This is a genomic window from Acinetobacter sp. DL27 (assembly GCF_055810995.1).
On record NZ_CM147947.1, the window covers coordinates 2,704,596 to 2,724,833 of the forward strand.

Annotated in this window: 16 protein-coding genes and 1 other RNA gene; 6 read left to right on the forward strand and 11 right to left on the reverse strand. The window is 43.0% G+C overall.

Features of this window, described 5'->3' with window-relative positions; all coding sequences use genetic code 11:
• The first annotated feature begins 62 nt into the window (after positions 1-62).
• Positions 63-1,088, forward strand: coding sequence for an IS30-like element ISAba125 family transposase (locus AC0KVP_RS13065; protein WP_004994718.1), 1,026 nt, complete (start codon positions 63-65; stop codon positions 1,086-1,088).
• Here the strand turns inward: AC0KVP_RS13065 and AC0KVP_RS13070 are convergent.
• The 3 genes from AC0KVP_RS13070 to ssrA all read right to left on the reverse strand — a co-directional run bounded on the left by AC0KVP_RS13070 (position 1,079) and on the right by ssrA (position 2,999).
• Entirely contained in the window at positions 1,079-1,258 is a 180-nt protein-coding gene (locus tag AC0KVP_RS13070; RefSeq protein ID WP_473337206.1) for a hypothetical protein, read from the reverse strand. The two genes, AC0KVP_RS13065 and AC0KVP_RS13070, sit on opposite strands and share 10 nt — an antisense overlap.
• Positions 1,259-1,260: 2 nt before the next feature.
• On the reverse strand, positions 1,261-2,457 hold the full coding sequence (locus tag AC0KVP_RS13075) for a tyrosine-type recombinase/integrase (RefSeq protein WP_473337207.1): 1,197 nt from the start codon (positions 2,455-2,457) through the stop codon (positions 1,261-1,263).
• Positions 2,458-2,640: 183 nt separating this feature from the next.
• Positions 2,641-2,999: a transfer-messenger RNA gene (gene ssrA, locus AC0KVP_RS13080) on the reverse strand.
• 130 nt (positions 3,000-3,129) lie between these two features.
• Between ssrA and glpK the strand changes: the two genes are divergently transcribed.
• Entirely contained in the window at positions 3,130-4,614 is a 1,485-nt protein-coding gene (gene glpK, locus AC0KVP_RS13085) for a glycerol kinase GlpK (protein ID WP_473337209.1), read from the forward strand.
• Positions 4,615-4,710: 96 nt separating this feature from the next.
• Here glpK and AC0KVP_RS13090 read toward each other — a convergent pair whose 3' ends face one another.
• The 3 genes from AC0KVP_RS13090 to AC0KVP_RS13100 all read right to left on the reverse strand — a co-directional run bounded on the left by AC0KVP_RS13090 (position 4,711) and on the right by AC0KVP_RS13100 (position 8,143).
• Positions 4,711-6,240 (reverse strand): DHA2 family efflux MFS transporter permease subunit, encoded by a 1,530-nt coding sequence (locus AC0KVP_RS13090; protein ID WP_114837482.1) that lies wholly within the window; start codon positions 6,238-6,240, stop codon positions 4,711-4,713.
• Positions 6,241-6,246: 6 nt separating this feature from the next.
• Positions 6,247-7,398: an EmrA/EmrK family multidrug efflux transporter periplasmic adaptor subunit gene (locus AC0KVP_RS13095; protein ID WP_473337212.1), complete on the reverse strand. Its 1,152-nt coding sequence runs from the start codon at positions 7,396-7,398 to the stop codon at positions 6,247-6,249.
• A gap of 247 nt (positions 7,399-7,645) precedes the next feature.
• Complete coding sequence (locus tag AC0KVP_RS13100) at positions 7,646-8,143, reverse strand: thioesterase family protein (protein WP_473337214.1); 498 nt, start codon at positions 8,141-8,143, stop codon at positions 7,646-7,648.
• 108 nt (positions 8,144-8,251) lie between these two features.
• Between AC0KVP_RS13100 and hemB the strand changes: the two genes are divergently transcribed.
• Together hemB and thiO are read left to right on the forward strand one after the other, a co-directional pair.
• Positions 8,252-9,265 (forward strand): porphobilinogen synthase, encoded by a 1,014-nt coding sequence (gene hemB, locus AC0KVP_RS13105; protein ID WP_242760079.1) that lies wholly within the window; start codon positions 8,252-8,254, stop codon positions 9,263-9,265.
• Positions 9,266-9,292: 27 nt separating this feature from the next.
• Positions 9,293-10,402 (forward strand): glycine oxidase ThiO, encoded by a 1,110-nt coding sequence (gene thiO / locus AC0KVP_RS13110; protein WP_473337216.1) that lies wholly within the window; start codon positions 9,293-9,295, stop codon positions 10,400-10,402.
• 7 nt (positions 10,403-10,409) lie between these two features.
• Here thiO and AC0KVP_RS13115 read toward each other — a convergent pair whose 3' ends face one another.
• The 3 genes from AC0KVP_RS13115 to AC0KVP_RS13125 form a co-directional block, all read right to left on the reverse strand.
• Positions 10,410-11,330, reverse strand: coding sequence for a TIGR01777 family oxidoreductase (locus tag AC0KVP_RS13115; protein WP_473337217.1), 921 nt, complete (start codon positions 11,328-11,330; stop codon positions 10,410-10,412).
• Between the two features lie 53 nt (positions 11,331-11,383).
• A complete protein-coding gene (locus tag AC0KVP_RS13120) occupies positions 11,384-11,836 on the reverse strand; it encodes an ABZJ_00895 family protein (protein WP_473337219.1) in 453 nt (150 codons plus the stop codon).
• Positions 11,837-12,170: 334 nt separating this feature from the next.
• Complete coding sequence (locus tag AC0KVP_RS13125) at positions 12,171-13,148, reverse strand: GGDEF domain-containing protein (RefSeq protein ID WP_473337221.1); 978 nt, start codon at positions 13,146-13,148, stop codon at positions 12,171-12,173.
• Positions 13,149-13,545: 397 nt separating this feature from the next.
• On the opposite strand from AC0KVP_RS13125, the gene AC0KVP_RS13130 reads away from it, so the two are divergent.
• Positions 13,546-14,799, forward strand: a complete 1,254-nt coding sequence (locus tag AC0KVP_RS13130; RefSeq protein WP_473337223.1) for an exonuclease SbcCD subunit D C-terminal domain-containing protein — start codon at positions 13,546-13,548, stop codon at positions 14,797-14,799.
• A gap of 9 nt (positions 14,800-14,808) precedes the next feature.
• The gene (locus tag AC0KVP_RS13135) at positions 14,809-18,405 is read left to right on the forward strand and encodes an AAA family ATPase (protein ID WP_473337225.1); all 3,597 of its coding nucleotides are present in this window, start codon (positions 14,809-14,811) and stop codon (positions 18,403-18,405) included.
• 116 nt (positions 18,406-18,521) lie between these two features.
• On the opposite strand, the gene AC0KVP_RS13140 is transcribed toward AC0KVP_RS13135, so the two are convergent.
• A complete protein-coding gene (locus AC0KVP_RS13140) occupies positions 18,522-19,256 on the reverse strand; it encodes a hypothetical protein (protein ID WP_148826638.1) in 735 nt (244 codons plus the stop codon).
• 190 nt (positions 19,257-19,446) lie between these two features.
• Positions 19,447-20,136, reverse strand: a complete 690-nt coding sequence (locus tag AC0KVP_RS13145; protein WP_473337227.1) for a YggS family pyridoxal phosphate-dependent enzyme — start codon at positions 20,134-20,136, stop codon at positions 19,447-19,449.
• Positions 20,137-20,238: the final 102 nt, after the last annotated feature.

The following is a 20,238-nucleotide window of genomic DNA, read 5'->3' on the forward strand; positions in this document are numbered from 1 at the left end:
ATAACCATGGCAGAGTAAAACTTGAAGTGCGACATAAACCACCTAATTAATTTAAAGGGTTTATGGAGTATATAAAATTGTCATACCATCATCTTAACTTTGAAGATCGTACTGCATTAATGCTTGAGTCAAGAAAAGAAGGCTTTTCAGCCAGAAAATTTGCTGAACTCATTAAAAGACATCCTAGTACGATCTATCGTGAGCTTAAAAGAAATAGCATCAATGACGTTTATCAAGCTCGATATGCTTCTGATAACACCTTCGCTAGACGTAGACGTGGTCACAGAAAACTCAAAATCGATTCAATCCTCTGGAAATTTATTGTTGAAGCGATCCGTTGTTTATGGTCTCCTCAGCAAATAGCAAAGCGTTTAAAGACATTTCCTGATTTGGATCAAACAATGAATGTAAGCCATACAACGATTTATTCAACGATACGAGCATTACCAAAGGGTGAGTTGAAAAAAGACTTATTATCCTGTCTGCGTCATGAAAATAAAAAGCGAAAAGCTAACGGTGAACCTAAAAAAGATTCTATATTACAGGATATTAAAACTATTCATGAGCGCCCAGCCGAAGTTCAAGAAAGAAAAATACCGGGTCATTGGGAAGCTGATTTAATTAAAGGTAAAGACAATAAAAGTTCGATAGCAACACTTATTGAACGAAATACACGGCTCTGTATCTTGGCAACATTACCTGATGCAAAGGCAGAATCAGTGCGCAAGGCTTTAACTGAAGCTCTGAAATATTTACCTGCAGAACTGCGTAAAACGTTGACCTATGACCGTGGACGCGAGATGTCAGAACATAAAATACTCGAAGAAGATTTAGGCATAGATGTATATTTCTGTGACCCACATTCACCTTGGCAAAAAGGCACATGCGAAAATATGAATGGTTTAATTAGGCAATATTTACCTAAAGGGATTGATTTAAATCAGGCAGATCAGCATTATTTAAATCAAGTTGCCATGTCACTGAATACTCGTCCTAGAAAGGCGTTAGATTGGCTTACACCATTAGAGAAATTTGCTCAGCTTGTTGATTATCATATGGCTTTTGAAACTGTCGCACCTCATGTTTGAATTCGCCCATCATTACTAAATGACGGTGTCATGTGCAAAGAATCAATAACTTTCGCTATATCCTTAACAGGCTTAATTTCCCAATTTAATGGACATATCCCTAAATCAGATGACTTATAACCATTAGGAATTAAATTATCTTCTGTAAGCACTAAATCATTTAAAGTCATTATTACCACTCCAAACCCATTGCTTTTAAATGCTCAACCACTTTTAAACTTAAAGCTTCAACATTTTGGGTAATTTGCGGTAATGGCTCGGCATACCACTCCATAATTTTTACCCGCTCATCCCAGTACTGCGCTCTGTTATAAGCGGAACGAATTCTGTTTTGAGGAACATGAGCAAGTTGGCGTTCAATAGCATCAGGATTAAAGAGATTTGATTCATTCACGACTGTACTGAATAGCGATCTAAAACCATGTGTGGTCATTCGACCTGCATAACCTGAACGCTTAATGACTGCCAAAATGGATTCACTACGCATCGGTTCTTTATTACTTAGACGATGTGGGAAAAGCAATTCTTGATTATGAGTAAGTCTTAAAGCTTGCAGTTCTTCAATCATCATGTCCGTCAACGGTACACGATGTGGAAGCCGATTCTTCATACGTTCTTCTGGAATATCCCACTTATGCCCTTCCAAATCAAACTCTTCCCAACGTGCCTGTAGTAACTCACTGACTCGAACACCAGTCAGCATAATTAAAATGATGGCATGATGTGTTTGAGCATCAGCAGGATAAGCCTTAATACGTTTGAGAAACTCAGGCATTTCAGTGGCAGCTAAAGAGGCTAAGTTTTTAACCCTTTTATTCTTAAGGGCATAAACCAAATCACCAGCAGGATTATCATAACGATAGCCATGAGCTATGGCATATTTCATGACCATCCCACAACGTGACAAAGTACGTTTAGCCACTTCAAGTGAGCCTCTTGCCTCGATCTTTTTTATGATCTGCAAAATTTCAGGCGCTTGAATTTGGTTAATAGGCTTACTGGCAAGAGCAATATAAAGCTCATCCAAAGAAGCTCGAACATTGCTAATGTGTTTAGATGACCATGTTTCTTTTTGATTATTAAACCAATCTTCTGCAACCTCTTGAAAATGAGGCTGCATCACTTCAGCCTCAACCGTATTTTTGAGTTTATACCTTAGATCAAGAGCTATCTCTCTTGCACGTTTTAGGCTCAGCTCGGGATATATACCTAATGCTTTTGACTTCCTTTGCCCATTTTCCGTATATCGAATAGACCAATATTTTTTCCCATTAGGATCGATTCGCAAAGAGAGACCGTTAGTATCAGAAAGGCGATACTGTTTTTCTTGAGGCTGCGCTTTTTTACACATCACATCAGTTAGTGACATATCTTTGTCCCACTTAATTAAACTTATTTAGTGGGTCAAATTGTCCCAATATTGACCCACACAAAGCAAAAATAGGGTCAAATCGCTTAGGACAGTATCGGACAATACAGCCAATAAAAAAGCCTTTAAACATTGAGTTTAAAGGCTTTTTTAGATTCCGATGGACTACTTCGGAAAGAATTTTGGTGGAGGTGGCGGGAGTTGAACCCGCGTCCGCCAGCACTACGCTCGAGAATACTACATGCTTAGATATCGTCTACTGTTTTAACTCTTTGTGACCCGACGAACAGGGTACAAATCGCGATCCTCTTAATTTAGTACAAAACCCCGAGGCTTGGTTTTATACGGACTTGTGTGCGTGCGCTTCAGTCGGACTCTCTAACCACAAGTATTCGGAGAGGCGGACAAGCTGCCCTTAGGCAGCTAGAGCGTATGATTCGTCGTTTGCGACTAAAAAATGCAAATTTGATTTACGAGAGAAAATGCGCTCTCGACATGCATCTATGAGTTTCATCACCAGCGTCGAAGCCAGAAACACCCCCAAAGTAGCGGCAATCATAGCATAGTTGCTAGAAAATACGATCTATTTTCTAAACAAACACACATATTGATGCGCTTAATTACATAATTGCGCTAATATTTTGGTTTTCAAGTCCAACAATAAAATAATTTATGAGCTACTTACTTGCACTCGACCAAGGAACCACTTCGAGTCGTGCCATTATTTTCAATGAACAAGGTCAAGTTCAGGCAACGGCGCAACGCGAAACACGTATACATACCCCCCAATCAGGCTGGGTAGAACAAGATGCCCAAGAGATTTGGAGCTCACAAATTGCAGTTGTACAGCAGGCTCTGGCCTCTGCTCGTATTTTAGCCAAAGACATCAAAGCCATTGGTCTTACTAACCAAAGAGAAACGACTGTCGTATGGGATAAACGTACAGGGCAACCACTTGCGCCTGCCATTATTTGGCAAGATCGTCGTGCTTTTGAGTGGTGCAACCAACTCCTACAGCAAAACCTAAAAGATAAAATTCAATCCAAAACTGGACTCCGAATTGACCCTTACTTTAGTGCAGGAAAATTGGTCTGGTTACTTGAGCATGTCAATGGTCTACGCAGACTGGCTGAACAGGGGAATGTGGCCTTTGGCACGATTGATAGTTGGCTGATTTGGAATCTTACCCAAGGTGCTCAACATGTCATCGAAGTCAGCAATGCTTCTCGCACCATGCTGATGAACTTAAGTACGCAGCAGTGGGATGAAGAGCTGTTAGATTTATTTAATATTCCACCTGCATTATTGCCAAAAATCATCAACTCAGACACCTACGTCGCCGATACCGCGGCAGGCTTGCTCGGTGCCAATATTCCGATCACAGGCATATTAGGCGACCAGCAGTCTGCACTTTTTGGACAGTCCTGTTTTGAGATTGGGACTGCCAAAAATACCTATGGCACAGGTTGTTTTATGCTGTTCAATACAGGCGAGACCGTTCAATACAGTAAAAATAAACTGCTTTCGACACTGGGTTGGAAAACCCAACATCAAACCACTTATGCCCTAGAAGGCAGTGTATTTATGGCAGGTGCAATTGTTCAATGGCTACGGGATAATTTAGGCATTATTCAAAAAAGTAGCGATGTTGAAAAATTAGCTTGTACAGTTCAAGATAGCGATGGCGTGATACTTGTTCCTGCCTTTACTGGACTCGGTGCGCCACATTGGGACAGTGAAGCACGTGCCCTGTTATGTGGAATGTCACGCGGCACCAATAAGGCTCATATCGCCCGTGCAGCTTTAGAATCTATTGCCTTCCAAGTCTCGGATGTACTGACCGCCATGCAAGCCGATATCCAGCAGCCACTGAAAGAGCTCCGTGTCGATGGTGGCGCCAGTCAAAATGATATGCTCATGCAGTTTCAAGCCGATATTTTAAATGTGCCTGTACTACGCCCTAAGATGCAGGAGTCAACCGCATGGGGTGCGGCGGCCATGGCGGGTTTAAGGTCTGGCGTATTTTCAAGTTTGGACGAAATTGCACAGTCTTGGCAGCTTGAACGTGCTTTTGAACCAAAAATGAGTCCAGATCAACGTGAGTTTCACTTACAACAATGGCAATCTGCCTTAAAGCGTGCAAAGTCAGAACTTTGATTATTTAACGCTATTGTTTTGAGATATCAAAAACATCATAAAACTGCATAACATGCAGAATAAAAAACCGCTTCAAGAAAGCGGTTTTTTATTACCTTAATGCGCATGCCCGCCACCGCCTGCCCCTATTTTAGGTTTAGGGCAGAGCCAAATAATAGATGCAGCAAATAGGAACACCAAGGCCAAGATCAGGAAAATATAGTTTGCCGACAAGGTCAATGCTTCTTTATCCACTAAACTAGAAATATAGCCTAATGCACCTTCCGCACTCATTCCCTGCTGCATCAACACCGACTGGGTTTGATCTGTATGCAAACTGCCGACCATTTCGCTACGTGCAACTTTAGTATGGTCGTCCCAAATAGTGACAGCAATAGAGGCGCCTATCGCCCCTGCCATAGTTCTTAAGAAGTTCATCAATCCTGCGGCAGATGCCATTTCATGCGGTAATACCGATGACAGCGCCATGTTTGATAATGGGATAAAGAAAAATGGTACAGCAAAGCCCTGCAAGATTTGCGGCAATGCCAATGCAAAAAAGTCAGCATCTGTGGTCCAGAACGAGCGCATCAAGGTCACCCCGCCCAAGATGCTCAAACCAAAACTGGCCAGTGCACGTTGGTCATATTTGGTTGCCAATTTCGCCACAATAGGTGACATGGCTAAACTACCAAAACCCATGGTTGCAGTTAAATAACCTGCCCAAGTTGCGGTATAGCCCAAATTAATCTGTAACCACTGCGGAATCAGCACAATACTGCCAAAAAATGCGCCAAAACCAAAGGCCAGTGCCAAGACTGAAATAGTGAAACTACGGTATCTAAAGATTTGGATATTCACCACTGGATGCCGTTCTGTCAGCTCCCAAATGGTAAAAATCACCAAACCAATCACAGCCGTTAAAGCCAGTATCACGATCGCAGGGCTATTAAACCAATCACGTTCATGCCCCAAATCGAGCATGAGCTGTAATGCCCCAATCCATAAAATCAGGAGGATCAATCCACCGCGATCAATTTTGAGTTTGGCCGTTGCTGTTTCCGCAGGTTTAAGTAGACGCATCGCAGCAAAAGCACACGCTATACCGACGGGAATATTAATAAAGAAAATCCAGTGCCAAGACATGTTGTCACTGATGGTTCCCCCTAAAATCGGACCAAGAATCGGGCCAACCACCGTCGTCATTGCCCACATGCCCATCGCTTGGGATTGCTTTTCTGGAGGAAAAATCCGCATCAGTAGCATCTGACTGAGCGGCATGATCGGGCCACCAAATAAACCTTGGCCAATTCGGCAGAAAACCAGCATTTCTAAACTGGTCGATAAACCACACAGTACCGAAAATATGGTGAAGCCAATCAGACTTAAGGTAAAAACCCTCACGCCGCCAAAACGACCTGCGAGCCAGCCTGTTAAAGGAACACAAATCGCTTCAGCCACGGCATAAGAGGTAATCACCCATGTTCCTTGCGAACTCGATACGGCAAGGCTCCCCGTAATATGAGGCACAGAAACATTGGCAATGGTCATGTCCAGCACGACCATAAAGTTGGCCAAAGCAAGGACGAAAGCCGCCAGCATCAGGCGACCACCCTTTAAGTCACCATAGGGAACGTAGCTATTCATGCGCAATTACTTCGATTTCAAATCGATTTGAGCTTCCATCGACAGGCCAACACGTAAAGGATGTTCAGCCAACTCTTTCGGGTCGAGTTGAATACGCACAGGCAAACGCTGTACCACTTTAATCCAGTTGCCTGTGGCATTTTGTGCAGGAATCAGTGCGAAGGCAGAACCTGTTCCACCAGAAAAGCCCAGAACCGTGCCATGGAACTCAACCGAGTCGCCATACAAGTCTGAGGTTAAAACTGCCTTTTGACCTGGGCGTACGTTTTCAAGCTGGCTTTCTTTAAAGTTTGCATCGACATATAACTGTGAAATTGGAACCACCACCATGAGTACCGAACCCGGTGCCACACGCTGTCCAACTTGAATTTTTCGGCTCGTCACCACCCCATCAAATGGTGCTTTAATTTCAGTACGTTCTAAATCAAGTAAGGCTTGTTTCAGTTTTGCTTGAGCAACCAAAACATCAGGAGTTGAATTTTCATTGCTGCCTTGAATTAAAGCTTCATTTGCAGCCAAATTACTTTGCGCAGCTTTCTGACTTGATTTAGCCTGCGCCCAACCCGCTTGCGCCAAGTTATAGCCCGCTTGTGCATTATTTAAAGCAGCTTGTGCCGTGCTTAATTCTTCTTTAGAAATCGCGCCTGTCGCACTCAACTGCTGACGACGGTTCAAGTCATCTTGCGCTTTATCCAACTCCGCTTTGGCTTTAGCCACTTGTGCTTCAGCACTATGAATGGCGTCATCACTCACAAAGACTTGCGAGTTTAGAGAGCTGCTGTTGGCCGCACTTTGTTTATACTGGCGCTGTGCTTTAAGTAATTCGGCCTGAGCTTGCGCTAGAGCAATTTCGGCATCACGATGATCGACCAAAACCAACACATCGCCTTGCTTTACAGTTTGCGTGTCACTGACCAACACTTTTTCAACTTGGCCTGTCACCATAGAGGTAATCGAGGCAGTTTCTGCGCCCACATAAGCATTATCAGTTGAAACCGAATGGTTAAAGAACAGTTTCCAAATCAAGAATAAAATGGCAGCAATGATCAGGATCACAGCTACGAAACCTAAGCTTTTCTTACGTTTAGCTTTCAGTGCTTGATCATTGATTTGATCGGCTGGATCAGTATCTGGCAGTGTATTTGGGGCATCTGTCATTGATTTTTCCTAAATCTAACAGACTTGGTCAGCCGGCATCATCCCTACGAAAGGGACATCAGACAAGTATTGTCTGCATTGGTGTCGATGAGAAAGTCACAATAAAATTTGATGCATTCTAAGAGCAAATAATCACATTTTGAGAAAATAAATTGTAACTGCTCAGTCTATTTTAGTTTTCAGCATCCAACTTCCTATTAGATGCTGTAAATTTCACTTGAATATTAACTACTTAATTAACTTAAAACTAATAAGCATAAGAAGCAATCGCTGTTGCAATCGATTTGCCTTCATCATTGACCATGGTCATGCGCATCGTGCAGCCTTTACGCCCCAATCTTAGGGTTTCAGCACGGGCAATAAAGTATTTTCCACGTCCCGGCGCGAGATAATCGACCCGCATATCGACTGTAGCTAAACGGGATACTTTTTTAATGGTGTCCGCAATCGTGTCAGGTTCCGCTTTTTTATACAGCTCCCCCATCGCCACAATACCGCCAATACTGTCCAAAACCGTTGCAGCTACGCCCCCGTGTAGAATTTGGAACGCAACATTGCCAATTAAGTAATCTTGCATATCGATATAGGCTTCAATTTGCCCATCAACGACTCGCATGCTCATGGTGTTGTGCTTAAAAAATGGCGATGCATTAAAAGCCTTAACCAACTGCTCAAAAACCACATCAATATCCACTTTTGCTCCTAAGTGTATGCTGCCCGTCCAGCTTTTTTCACCACTACTCATAACAATCTGCTTCACTCTTAAAACAATAAAAACCCGTCAATATGTGCCCAAAGCCATAAGATAGGTCTACAATACTGACCTAGTTTAATACCGATTATCGAGATTTGTATGACCTATACGTTCAATCGTCCCGCCTTCCCCGCTACTCGCATGCGCCGTATTCGTAAAAATGAACATCTGCGCTCTATGGTTCGCGAGACCCATTTAACGACAGATCATCTTATCTATCCAGTATTTGTCCTACCAGGACAGAACCAGACGCAAGACATTCCCAGTATGCCGAAGGTGCAGCGTCTATCTGCGGACTTACTCTTAAAAAAAGCAGAACGTTTACTTGAACTTGGCGTGTCGAAACTGGCGCTATTTCCAGTTACTCCCCAAGAAGATAAAAGCTTAAGTGCCGAAGCAGCATGGCGTGAAGATGGTGTGGTTCAAAACACGCTACGTCTGCTCAAAAAAGAATTACCTGAAATGGTGCTAATTACCGATGGCGCACTTGACCCGTATACCACGCATGGTCAAGACGGTATTATTGATGACACGGGTTACGTACTTAATGACGAAACCGTTGAAGCACTGATCAAACAAGGGTTAAGCCATGCTGAAGCTGGAGCAGATATTTTTGCGCCAAGTGACATGATGGATGGTCGTATCGGTGCCATTCGCCAAGCCTTTGAAGCCAATGGTCATATCTACACTTCAATCATGGCCTATTCAGCAAAATACGCGTCGAGCTTCTATGGCCCTTTCCGTGATGCGGTCGGTTCATCCAGCAACCTTAAAGGTGGCAACAAATACAACTATCAAATGGATGTCGGCAACCGCGCAGAAGCATTACATGAAATTGCCCTTGATATTCAAGAAGGGGCTGACATGGTGATTGTGAAACCGGGTATGCCGTATTTGGACATTGTCCGCGAAGTCAAAGACAACTTCGGCGTGCCGACTTTCGTTTACCAAGTCAGTGGCGAATATGCCATGCTCGCAGCGGCCATCCAAAACGGCTGGTTATCGGACAGCGTGATTATTGAGTCACTGATGAGCTGTCGCCGCGCGGGTGCAGATGGTATCTGGACCTATTTTGCAGAAGAAGCTGCACTGAAACTAAAAGACATGAAATAACAGCCTGTTTAGAAGGATTAAGTTGCAATGCATATTGCCATCATTGGCGCAGGAATCAGTGGTTTACTGACAGCGCTTGAGCTGATTGAACACGGTTGTTCGGTTGAGATTTTTGACCAACAGCAAGCGGGACAAGCGGCTTCATGGGCAGGTGGAGGAATTCTCTCCCCGATGTACCCATGGCGCTATCCACAAAGTGTCAATGACCTCGCCAAGTATGGCAAATGCATGTATCAAGCATGGAATGAAAAAATTAGTCCGGTTTCGGGGATAGATTTTGAAATCCATGAAACAGGTATGCTGATTTTTGATGAAGCTGATTTTGACATTGGCCTAAATTATAAAGATCAACACCAAGAACCGATGCAGCATTGTGAACTTTTACAACGCGAGCAACTTGAACAGGTCAATCCGCACATTTCCTCGCGCTTTCAACAAGCCATCCATTTTCCGCAGTTGGCCAATGTCCGCAATCCGCGACTGCTCAAGTCGATTGTGGAATATCTCAAACGGCAGCCACAAGTCATCTTTCATGAGCAAGCGTGGGTACATACGTTTGACATGGTCAATCAGCAAGTTCAAGGGGTAAAAACTGCTGATGGTCAGAGCTACCATGCAGATCATGTGGTGATTGCAACAGGCGCATGGTCACAGCATTGGTCCGAACAACTCCAGTGCAGCATTCCAGTGAACCCCGTACAAGGGCAAATGTTACTGTTTAAAACTCCGGAAAACTGGCTATCAACCATGTGTATGAATCAGGTTATGTATCTGATTCCACGTTTGGACGGTCATATCGTTTGTGGTTCAAGCATGGCGGATGTCGGTTTTGACCAACGCCCTTCACTACAAACCCAGCAAAATATTTATAAAGCCTGTTTGGATATGGTGCCTGAGCTGGCCGATTTCCCAATTGTGAAACATTGGGCAGGTCTACGCCCAAGTTCGCCAACGGGCGTCCCTTATATCGGCCCCTTCCCTGAAATAGCCAATCTCTGGACAAACTTCGGTCACTATAGAAATGGTCTATGTATGGGGCCTGCATCTGCACGACTGCTACGCGAATTGATGTTAGGCCAAAACTTAACGGTTGACGCCAGTGCCTATAGCCCTGAGCGTTTGACAAGCTTTGCTTGATCAAACGCTATTTGGGTAAATTTTGCGGTTGAATAATGTGGATCAAGGCTTCTTTTAAAGTGGGATATTTGAACTCAAACCCCTGTGCTTTCAATGCTTCGGGGCGAACAAACTGACCATTCAACACCAGTTGAGACTGCTCGCCTAAAAGTAACTTCAGCACAAAAGCGGGTAAAGAAAGTACAGGTCTACGTTTCAGAATTTGCGCTGCGGTTTGTGCAAATGCTGACTGGGTGACTTTTTCTGGACCGACGACATTAAAGACTTGTGCAGTGGTTTCATGCAGCATTAGAAACTCAATCGCTCGCAGCACATCTTGAATATGCACCCAGACCACAGGTTGCCGACCCGAACCGATACGCCCACATAAGTTCATTTTGATCGGAAACAACATTTGCGGCAAAATGCCAGCCCCACGTCCAAAGACCACACCTAAACGAATAATTTTGGTATTTTGCGACGGGTCTTGCCGTGCAGATTGTTCCCATTTTTGACACAACTCTGACATAAAAATAGACTGCGGCGCTGACTGCTCATTACAACACTCTGACCATTGTTCAGTCGGATCAATACCGTAATAGCCCACTGCCGAACCCGAAATAATACATTTCGGTTGAATCTTTCTTTTAGCGAGATATTGATAGAGCATCGTCGTCATTTCAACGCGACTGGCGATCAGCTTTTGCTTGCGGGTATCTGTCCAACGTCCCTGAGCAATACTTTCCCCAGCCAAATTCACCACATAATCAATGCGATCATGCTTGAGTTCTTCTAAAGCTCGAATCCAAGTCAAATGTGGGTGAATTTTAGGCAAATTTTTCTGTCGACTTAAGCCGATCACTTCATAATCTTTTTCTAATAAATAATCGAGCAAGTTTGAACCAATAAAACCACTTGCTCCTGTCACCAATACACGTTCTTTTTGCATAGCGTGATCTCAAATGATGCTTTTGCTCAAACTATAGCATTTAGAGGAAAGCTTTACGATTGATCGATCATTTTTGCTGCCATACGCTCCGCTTGTTTGCCATAAAACCAGTAAGTCAGCACATACAGCGGAATCGCAATCAATAAAATCAGAATCACCACCATACTGATAAATTGCGGTTGTTGGACGTAGAGCGTAAAGTTTTGCCAAACTTCAGCATCTCCTTGCGCAAAGATAAATAAACCTAACATGAGAAAGGCAAAGTTATAGCTCCAAAAAATTAGACTAAAACCTAAAGTGAATTTCTTCCGCTCTGCTTGGCTTGGCGCACGGCGCTGCTGCTTAATAAATTTAAGTAAAACCCAAATCATGGCCACCAAATAAGGTACAGCCGTTAATACAGCTCCCATCCCTGTCGGAAGTAGTGCAGCGAGCACACCACAGACACAACTAAAGACAAAACATATGAAAAAAAACCAGAGAAAATATCGTGTTAGCGAAATCATAGCGCTACTTTAAACCCAGCCAAAAAATCATTATAAAAAAAATTCAGTTTTTTTTCATTTTCATGTCAACCAATCGAAGTTGATGTGCGTTAAATAGGGTACAAGGTCGCAGCAACCGTCAACATTGTACCGGCATCCACAATACGTACGGTGACCTTTCCTAGAGCAATAAGATTGGCTCCAAATTTAAATGTTGTCAGCAGCCGACATTTAAGCGTGAAGCAGTTTTCTTTGACCGACGATTTCATCATCACTCGAATCGTCGGTCTTTATTTTTTTGAGGACTGATTTTTCAGTGCTCCCCCACCTCAATAGATGAAGAAACCCTTAAAATTTAATATGAGTTTAAGTGCTGGACGTCTTCTGCATCCTGAATGACATAACCATTGCGTCCCTGCTCTTTGGCCAAATACAAGTTCTGATCGACCTCTTTTAAAAAGGCCATTTTGTCATTTTTCTGGGTTGGGATAATGGTTTTCACCCCTAAACTGACCGATAAACGCTGATCCAATGGCGATGAACTATGGCAAATATCAGCGGTTCGAATACTCTGTAAAATACGCTCCACCACTTCAATTGCAGACGCTTGTGTTGTATCAGGTAATATCAAAACAAACTCTTCCCCGCCAAAACGTGCCACCAAATCACGTGGTCGTGAGACACTTTTTTTCAGTATTTGTGCAATTTGTTTCAGACAAGCATCACCGAGAATATGACCATTATGATCGTTGTATTGTTTAAAATAATCGATATCCAATAAGATGAGGGTCAAAGGTTGCTGTTCACGCTGGGCATTGAGCCACTCACGTTGGTAGCTATCTTCAAAGAAGCGACGGTTGGCAATCCCCGTTAGACCATCTTGATACGAATATTCTTCCAGTTGTTTTTTCAGTATTTCTAACTCTTGTTCCTGTTTTTTACGCTCCGAAATATCGAACATAAATCCAACCAAACTATCGACTTCCCCATTGGGTTTTCGCACTACATGCACCACATCGCGAATCCAAATATATTCTCCATTGATGGTTAGTGCGCGATAATCCGCCTCATGATCAACCCCAGAAATCGACTGCGCCACACAAAAATCAACCACCCATGCACGATCATTTTCATGCATTCGCATCGCCCAATCTTCGACTGTTCTCCACGAGTCTTGCTTCCAACCCAGCACTTTTTCAATTTGTGGGCCAATATAACTAAACTTTTTGGTACCCCAATCAATACTCCAAGGAATAGCAAGTGTTGATTCAATCAGCGTCTTATACACCAGATCATTGACAATACGGGGCGAACTGAAAATAGAATCAGACATAGTTATGTTCTCCTTATACCTTGTCCTATTCAAGGCATAACTTATTTTTTAGACATTCTGCATAAATCATTCTTATAAAGTCTCAAAATTGAATCCGTGATCGATGTTCACATTTCATTTACGACTTCGACACGATATACAATTTCACAGAATTACATAATACCCCATTAAAAGAACATTTTTTAATCAAAATTTATCTTTTTACTATGGTGTTAATCAAATAAACCCATCACTTTCTTTTTCACATAATCACTCACTAATTTTTCTGTGCAATCAAACTTAACAATAGGCACTCAACTGTCAGGTCAGAGATTGTCGTCGTAGCGACAATTATCCATCGCATAATTTTGATTTATGTTAGCTTATAGCTCTATTGCGCTTTGAGCTTGGGGGATCTATGGCTGTTCGTTTTTTTCATACATCTGATTGGCATTTGGGACAGTTTTTTTATAACCATTCCCGTCAGTATGAACATGAACAGTTTTTAGCATGGCTACTGGAGCAAATCAGTGCAAGACAGCCGCATGCGCTTTTGATTGCAGGAGACATTTTCGATGTCATCAACCCTGCATCGTCCGCACAAAAGCAACTCTATCAGTTCTTAGCAGATGCGCATGCACGTGCACCGCATATGCAAACCCTGATGATTGCAGGCAACCATGACTCAGGCTACCGCATTGAACAAGTTGAACCTTTACTGGCCAAATACAACGCCAAAGCGGTGGGAGTGATTCATAAAAATAGTCAACAGCAGATTGATCTTGAGCACCTATTGGTCCCGATTTTAGATGAGCAACAAAATACTGTGGCATGGTGTCTGAGCCTGCCCTTTTTACGTCCTGCTGAAATTACAGGCTTTAATGAACATACTACCAATAGTCAAAACGCGATTGCCTATTTGCATCAACAATTGATTGCCGAGGCCAAAGCCCGCAAAACAGCAGATCAAGCGCTGATTTTAATGTCTCATGCACATATGCAAGGCGGCGAAACCTCAGACTCTGAGCGTCCTATTGTGATTGGGAATGAAGAAGCACTCTCAACAGCATTATTTGATGAAATCATTGACTATGTGGCGCTCGGACATTTGCATAAACCACAGAAAGTCGGTGAAGAGCATATCCGCTATAGTGGTTCACCGATCCCTCTATCTTTTAGTGAAATTAACTATAAACATCAAGTTGTTGAAGTGACACTTGATCCCACACGAAATGATACCTCCCGTTTTCAATTGAATGTTTTAGCGATACCACGAAGCATTCAACTGCATAAGATACGCGGTGAACTCAATGAAGTACTGGAAAAGCTGCAAGCATTACCTCAAGGCGCCATCACGGATATTGATCAACGTGAATATGTTGATATTGAATACCATACTGCTGTTCCACCGCAGCCCAATTTAAGACAACAATTCGAAGAGGCACTACCCAAAGATCGTTATCGTTTAGTCCGTATTTCTCGTCAATATTTAGCGACAGAGCAAGACCCCAATGCACCCACTAAAGTGAGTTTAGAACCGCCAACACCAGAAAAACTTTTTCAGCAAATTTGGGAAAAACAGGGTTATCACAATGATGCAGAAGTGTTGAACGATTTTATCAGCTTAATGCGTGAAGCAGAACAATCCCTTGCTGATGAACAAGAGGCTTAAAGGTTTAGTATGAATATTTTATCGATTCGAATTAAGAACCTTGCTTCACTTTCTGGCGAACATTTGATTGATTTTGAAAGCGATCCCCTTGCCAGTGCGGGTCTCATTGCCATTGTGGGGAAAACAGGCGCAGGCAAATCCACCATTTTAGATGCTATGTGTTTGGCCCTGTTTAACCGTATTCCACGGCTAAAAGACAGTGATGGCAAACTTCAAGATGTCGATGGCTCAGAGCTACTTACCAACTCCCCCTTGACCGTACTGCGTCGTGGCACTGCACATGGCTATGCCGAGCTATGCTTTATTGCACAAGACCAAAAGCGCTATATCGCGCGTTGGGAATTAAAACGTTCACGGGAAAAAGCAGACGGAAAACTGCAAAGTGTGCAGCGCTCTTTAAAATGTGTCACCGATGGTGTTGTGGTTGCGGATAAAGCCAAAGCCGTCGATGAAAATATCAAACGCATCACACAGCTCAGTTTTGAACAATTTACTCGTGCCGTTTTATTGGCCCAATCTGAGGTCACCGTTTTTTTAAAAGCAAGGGACAATGAACGCGGTGAGTTGCTGGAATATCTAACCAATTCCGCTATTTTTGGGAAAATTGGTCAACTGGCGTATGAAAAAACCAAATCCGTCGCCACACAGCGCAAAGAACTGGAAAATGTGCTGGGTCATATTGAACTGTTAACCGATGAACAAGTCACAGCATTATCGACTGAGTTCCAGCAGTGCGACAGGGATTATAAACAGCTTGAAGCTCAAAAGTCGCAACTGGAAAAACAACAACAATGGTTTGAACGCAAACATAAACTCGGCAGTGAAATCATTAGCAAACAACAACTATTCGATACGCAAAGCAAGTTACAACAAGATTTAGCTCCTGAGCGCGAACACTTGGCTCGTTTGGAGATCTTTTCAGAAATTCGTGCTGTGGTCTTCCAACAACAACAGTTACAGCAAACGGTGCAGCAACTGACGCCCCGTATTCAACAACAGCAACAACTGTTCGATCATTTACAGCTTAAATTTGAAAGTGAAAAAGCCCAATTCACTCAAGCTGAAATGACAGTGAATGGACTACAACAGTTTGAAAGTACCCATCATGCTGCATTGAATGAGGTGCGTAAATGTATTCAAGAACGTGATTTTATTGGGGCTGAGTTTAAGAAAGTTCAGGAAAAATTGCAGGCTTTAGAACAGTCTAAACTGCCCCTAACTCAGCAGCAGCAAAAGCTTGAACAGCAGATTCAACATATTGATCGACAGCAAACCGAGTGTAAGCAGCAACTGGAAAGCTCACAACAGTTTACAAGCTTAGACAAAGGTCTCAGCGCCCATGCCCAACAGCTAGAACAGTTCATTCATCAATATCAAAAAATTGAACATCAGCTCGGGCCACGTGCTCAAGTGGAACATCGGCTAGTATCAGAAAAAGAACAATTACAGCAGTCGATTCAACAGTTCGGGACGATCGAACAGCTTGAACTCAAAGTTGCGCAGGCACAACAGCAACGCGAGTTGAAAATCAATCAACTCAGCCAATTCGAGCTGATTCAGCAAAAAATTCAGCAGTTTTTTGACTTACAAGCTGAGTCGACAGAACAACAATTACAGCTCGACAACGCCAAAACACAGCTTCAAGCTGTGCAACACAATAGCCGACAAGCTGAACATGCCTTTCAGGCTGCCAAAAGTGAACGCACCCAGCTACAACAAGTTTTGCAACAACAACGACTTTTACATGCTGAAAATATCGCAGATTTACGCTCAGCACTCCAAGACGGCGAACCTTGCTTAGTCTGTGGAAGTACCACACATCCTTATAAACTGGAAGATACTGCGCTCTCCAAGGCCCTGTTTGAGCTTCAACAGCAGCAGGAACAACAGGTAACACTGAAAGAACAAAATTGCTTTGATGGCTGGCAACAAGCGCAGCAGCAGCTGACTAAACTAAATACTGAAATAGAACAACGCCAAACTTTAATTCAGCAACTTTCTGAAAAAATTAGTACTTTGCAACACGTGTTAATCGAGCACAGTCAAACAGCAAATATGACACTCGACTTCACCCTAACAGCATCGGAGTTGAAGACTCAGTTCATGCAAGTGGCTGAGCAATATCACTCGGATTTGCAACAACTCAAACAACAGTCTGAGCAGTTCCAACACAATATTAAGATCCAGCAACAATGTATCCAAAATATTCAACAGATTGAACATTTACTACAAACAGCGAACGGTTTGCACAACCAAGTTCAGCATATCGTGCAGTGTTTATCGGAGGGTGAAAAAATAGCTTGGCAACAGCAGACCACCCAGACCGCTCAGCAAATTTTGGTACGCCTAAATACCCGTTCACAACAACTGGAACAGCTGGAACAATGGCGTCAGCAACGCGAACAAACCACGCAACAGTTCAAGACCAATCAACTGAATATCGAAAATACCAGTAAGCACATCTCTGAAACCAACGAGCAGCTCAATGAGATCAAACAAAAAGGACAGCAAAATACAGAAATAGCCAATCAATTGATCCAACAAATGACTGGCTTAACTGACATCAAAACCAATGAGTGGCTCATCCAGCACGATCAACATCGCCAGCAGACGCAAAGCCATTATCAACAGCTGAAACAGCATTTTGATCAATTGCGCCATCAATTCGAACAGGAAAAAAATCAGCTAGAACAGCTCAAAGTCCAGTTACAGCAGAATCAGACCAGTGCCAGCCAAGTAGAAAATACCCTTCAACACTGGCTCAATGCGCATCCTGATTTCCATAAGCCTGATTTAGATGCGCTGGCTCAAATTAACTCGGCTCAGGAACAACACATCCGTCAGAAATTACAGCATGCAGAACGCCTAGTAAATGAAGCACATGCTGCATTGAAAACTATGCAAGAGCAGTTGAGTGAACATCTGGGCCATCAACCTGAGATTGACCCAGCACAGTTACAACAGCAAATGCAGGAGCATCAAGCGGCACTGCAAACACAACTTGAACTACGTGATCAGCTCAAACTTAAACTTGAGTTGCATCAGCAAAATGTCGCAAAACAAAAGCAATTTGCAGATCAGATTCAATCCATACAACAGGAAGAACACCGTTGGGGTAAAATTTCAGGTCTGATGGGAGATGCCACAGGCAAAAAATTCCGTGATTATGCGCAGCAATATAATCTCGATATTTTACTGGAACATGCCAACCAACAACTCAACCAACTCTCGCAGCGTTATACCTTGAAGCGTTTAGAGCATTCGCTGAGTCTGGCCATTATTGATCATGACATGGATGGCGAAACCCGCTCTGTTGCATCACTTTCTGGGGGCGAGTCTTTCCTGACCGCCCTTGCCCTATCTCTTGCCATTGCCAATATGGCCTCAGGGTCAATGAAAATCGAATCTCTATTTATTGATGAAGGCTTTGGGACTTTGGATGCATCGTCCCTGCACATGGTCATGAATGCTCTCGACCAATTGCAGAATCAAGGACGTAAGGTGGTGCTGATTTCACACATCCAAGAAATGCATGAACGTATTCCTGTACAAATCCAAGTTAAAGCTTTGGGCGCAGGTGCCAGTACTATTGAGGTGGTCGGATAATTTCACATTTTTGAAATGTCAAAGTTTGATTTGTTTTAAGACACCATCTCTCGGTTAGAAATAAAGGGAGCATCCTACTTGATGTAAATGCTCCCTGTGAGATCCAAACGAATGCTTTAATCCGCTGGGAATGCTTTTGGTGGAGGTGCATATTTAGATGCATCTGCGGCTTTGTCTGTAGTCGCCACAGACTGTAGCGGGTAGATCACGGTACCTATCACACCTGTATTTTGGATGGAACCATGATCTGAGTTTGCAGCATAGGCATCTTCAGGTCGACTAAAGGTAAAAGATGCCACCGCAGAGTCACTCTTACGGAAGCCTTCAATAATCAACTCCCCCTGTGGACGAAGCACATAACCTGAATTGCTGCGTGATGCTGCACGTCCATCAATAACATCTAAACCATCCACACTGGCAACCACTTCAAACGTGCTATTGCTATGGTTCTGGTATTTGAGTTGATAACTTTGTCCATCTTTGCCAGATAAATAATACTGCTGACCATCTCGAAATAAAGGCAGTGGACGCTGTGCATCATCTACAATCGAAAAACTGATTTTTCCAGCGGCCAATGACAGGCTGTTCACGGCTTTCCCCACGTATTTTTTGCTGGCATAGCGAACTTGTGATTCAGCAATTGGGCTACTGGATAAACGTTTTAAATTGACTTCCGTGACGTTTGAACTGATCTCATCGCCCCACTTGGTGCCTAATTTTTCACTTTTAGCGACCTGAGCATTCTGAACCGTAGATTCCGCACTCATCTCACTCATTTTGGTATTTGTGCTACTACAAGCTGCTACAAATAAACTCAAAAGCAGGGAGATAAATAAATAGAGTTTTTTCATTTTGGCTTCATCCTAAATGCAATTTTTATCGTTGTCAGGAAATCATTTTTCATCGTTAATCAGTCCAATTTGTAGACGATTCAATCCATGAGTTTAAATTAAGCCTATTTTTTCAGCAGCCTATTAGTTTTATATAATTGTAAGTTAAGCGCTTCTCACTGCCTTTAAGCACAAGAAGCCCTATTTAGACTTAATGCTGTGAATAATCTCTCGCTCCGAACAAGGCGGTTCCAACGCGAACCATAGTCGACCCAGCTGCAATCGCATCGACCATATCGCCTGACATGCCCATACTTAAGGTATCCCAGTCTTCAGGATGTACATGCAGCTCTTTCACTTGGTCAAATAACACTTTCGCGGCCTTAAAGGCTTGAGTATTGTTCGGTGCAGGAATCACCATCAAACCACGCAGCTTGATGTGAGGCAACTGACTGATACTTTTTACCAACTCAGCAACTTCATCAGGTTGGCAGCCATCTTTGCTGTCTTGAACATCGATATTGACCTGTAGACAAAGATTTAATGGTGGTTGTGTTGTCAGACGCTGCGCCGATAAACGCTCTGCAATAATTAAACGATCAACTCCATGCACCCATGCAAACTTTTCAGCCAAATGTTTGGTTTTATTGCGTTGTACATGCCCAATAAAATGCCATTCAATCTCTAAGTCCTGTAGCGCCTCTATCTTCTGCAAAGCCTCTTGTAGATAGTTCTCACCAAAGGCGCGTTGACCACAAGCGTACATGTCTCGTAACACTTCACTCGGATGTGTTTTAGAAACCGCCAAAAGTTCTACAGACTCCACGTCACGGCCTGAAATTTCGCAGGCCTGTTGAATTTGGGATAACACGTGTTGACGTGAATTTTGCAAGATATTCATTGACGAGGGTCTCATTTCGGTCATCTTTTTTGCTTTGCCTTTCAACAAACTGTTGGTTAAGTTGATTGAAAGCCTTATTATTCTATCAAAATAATTAGCATT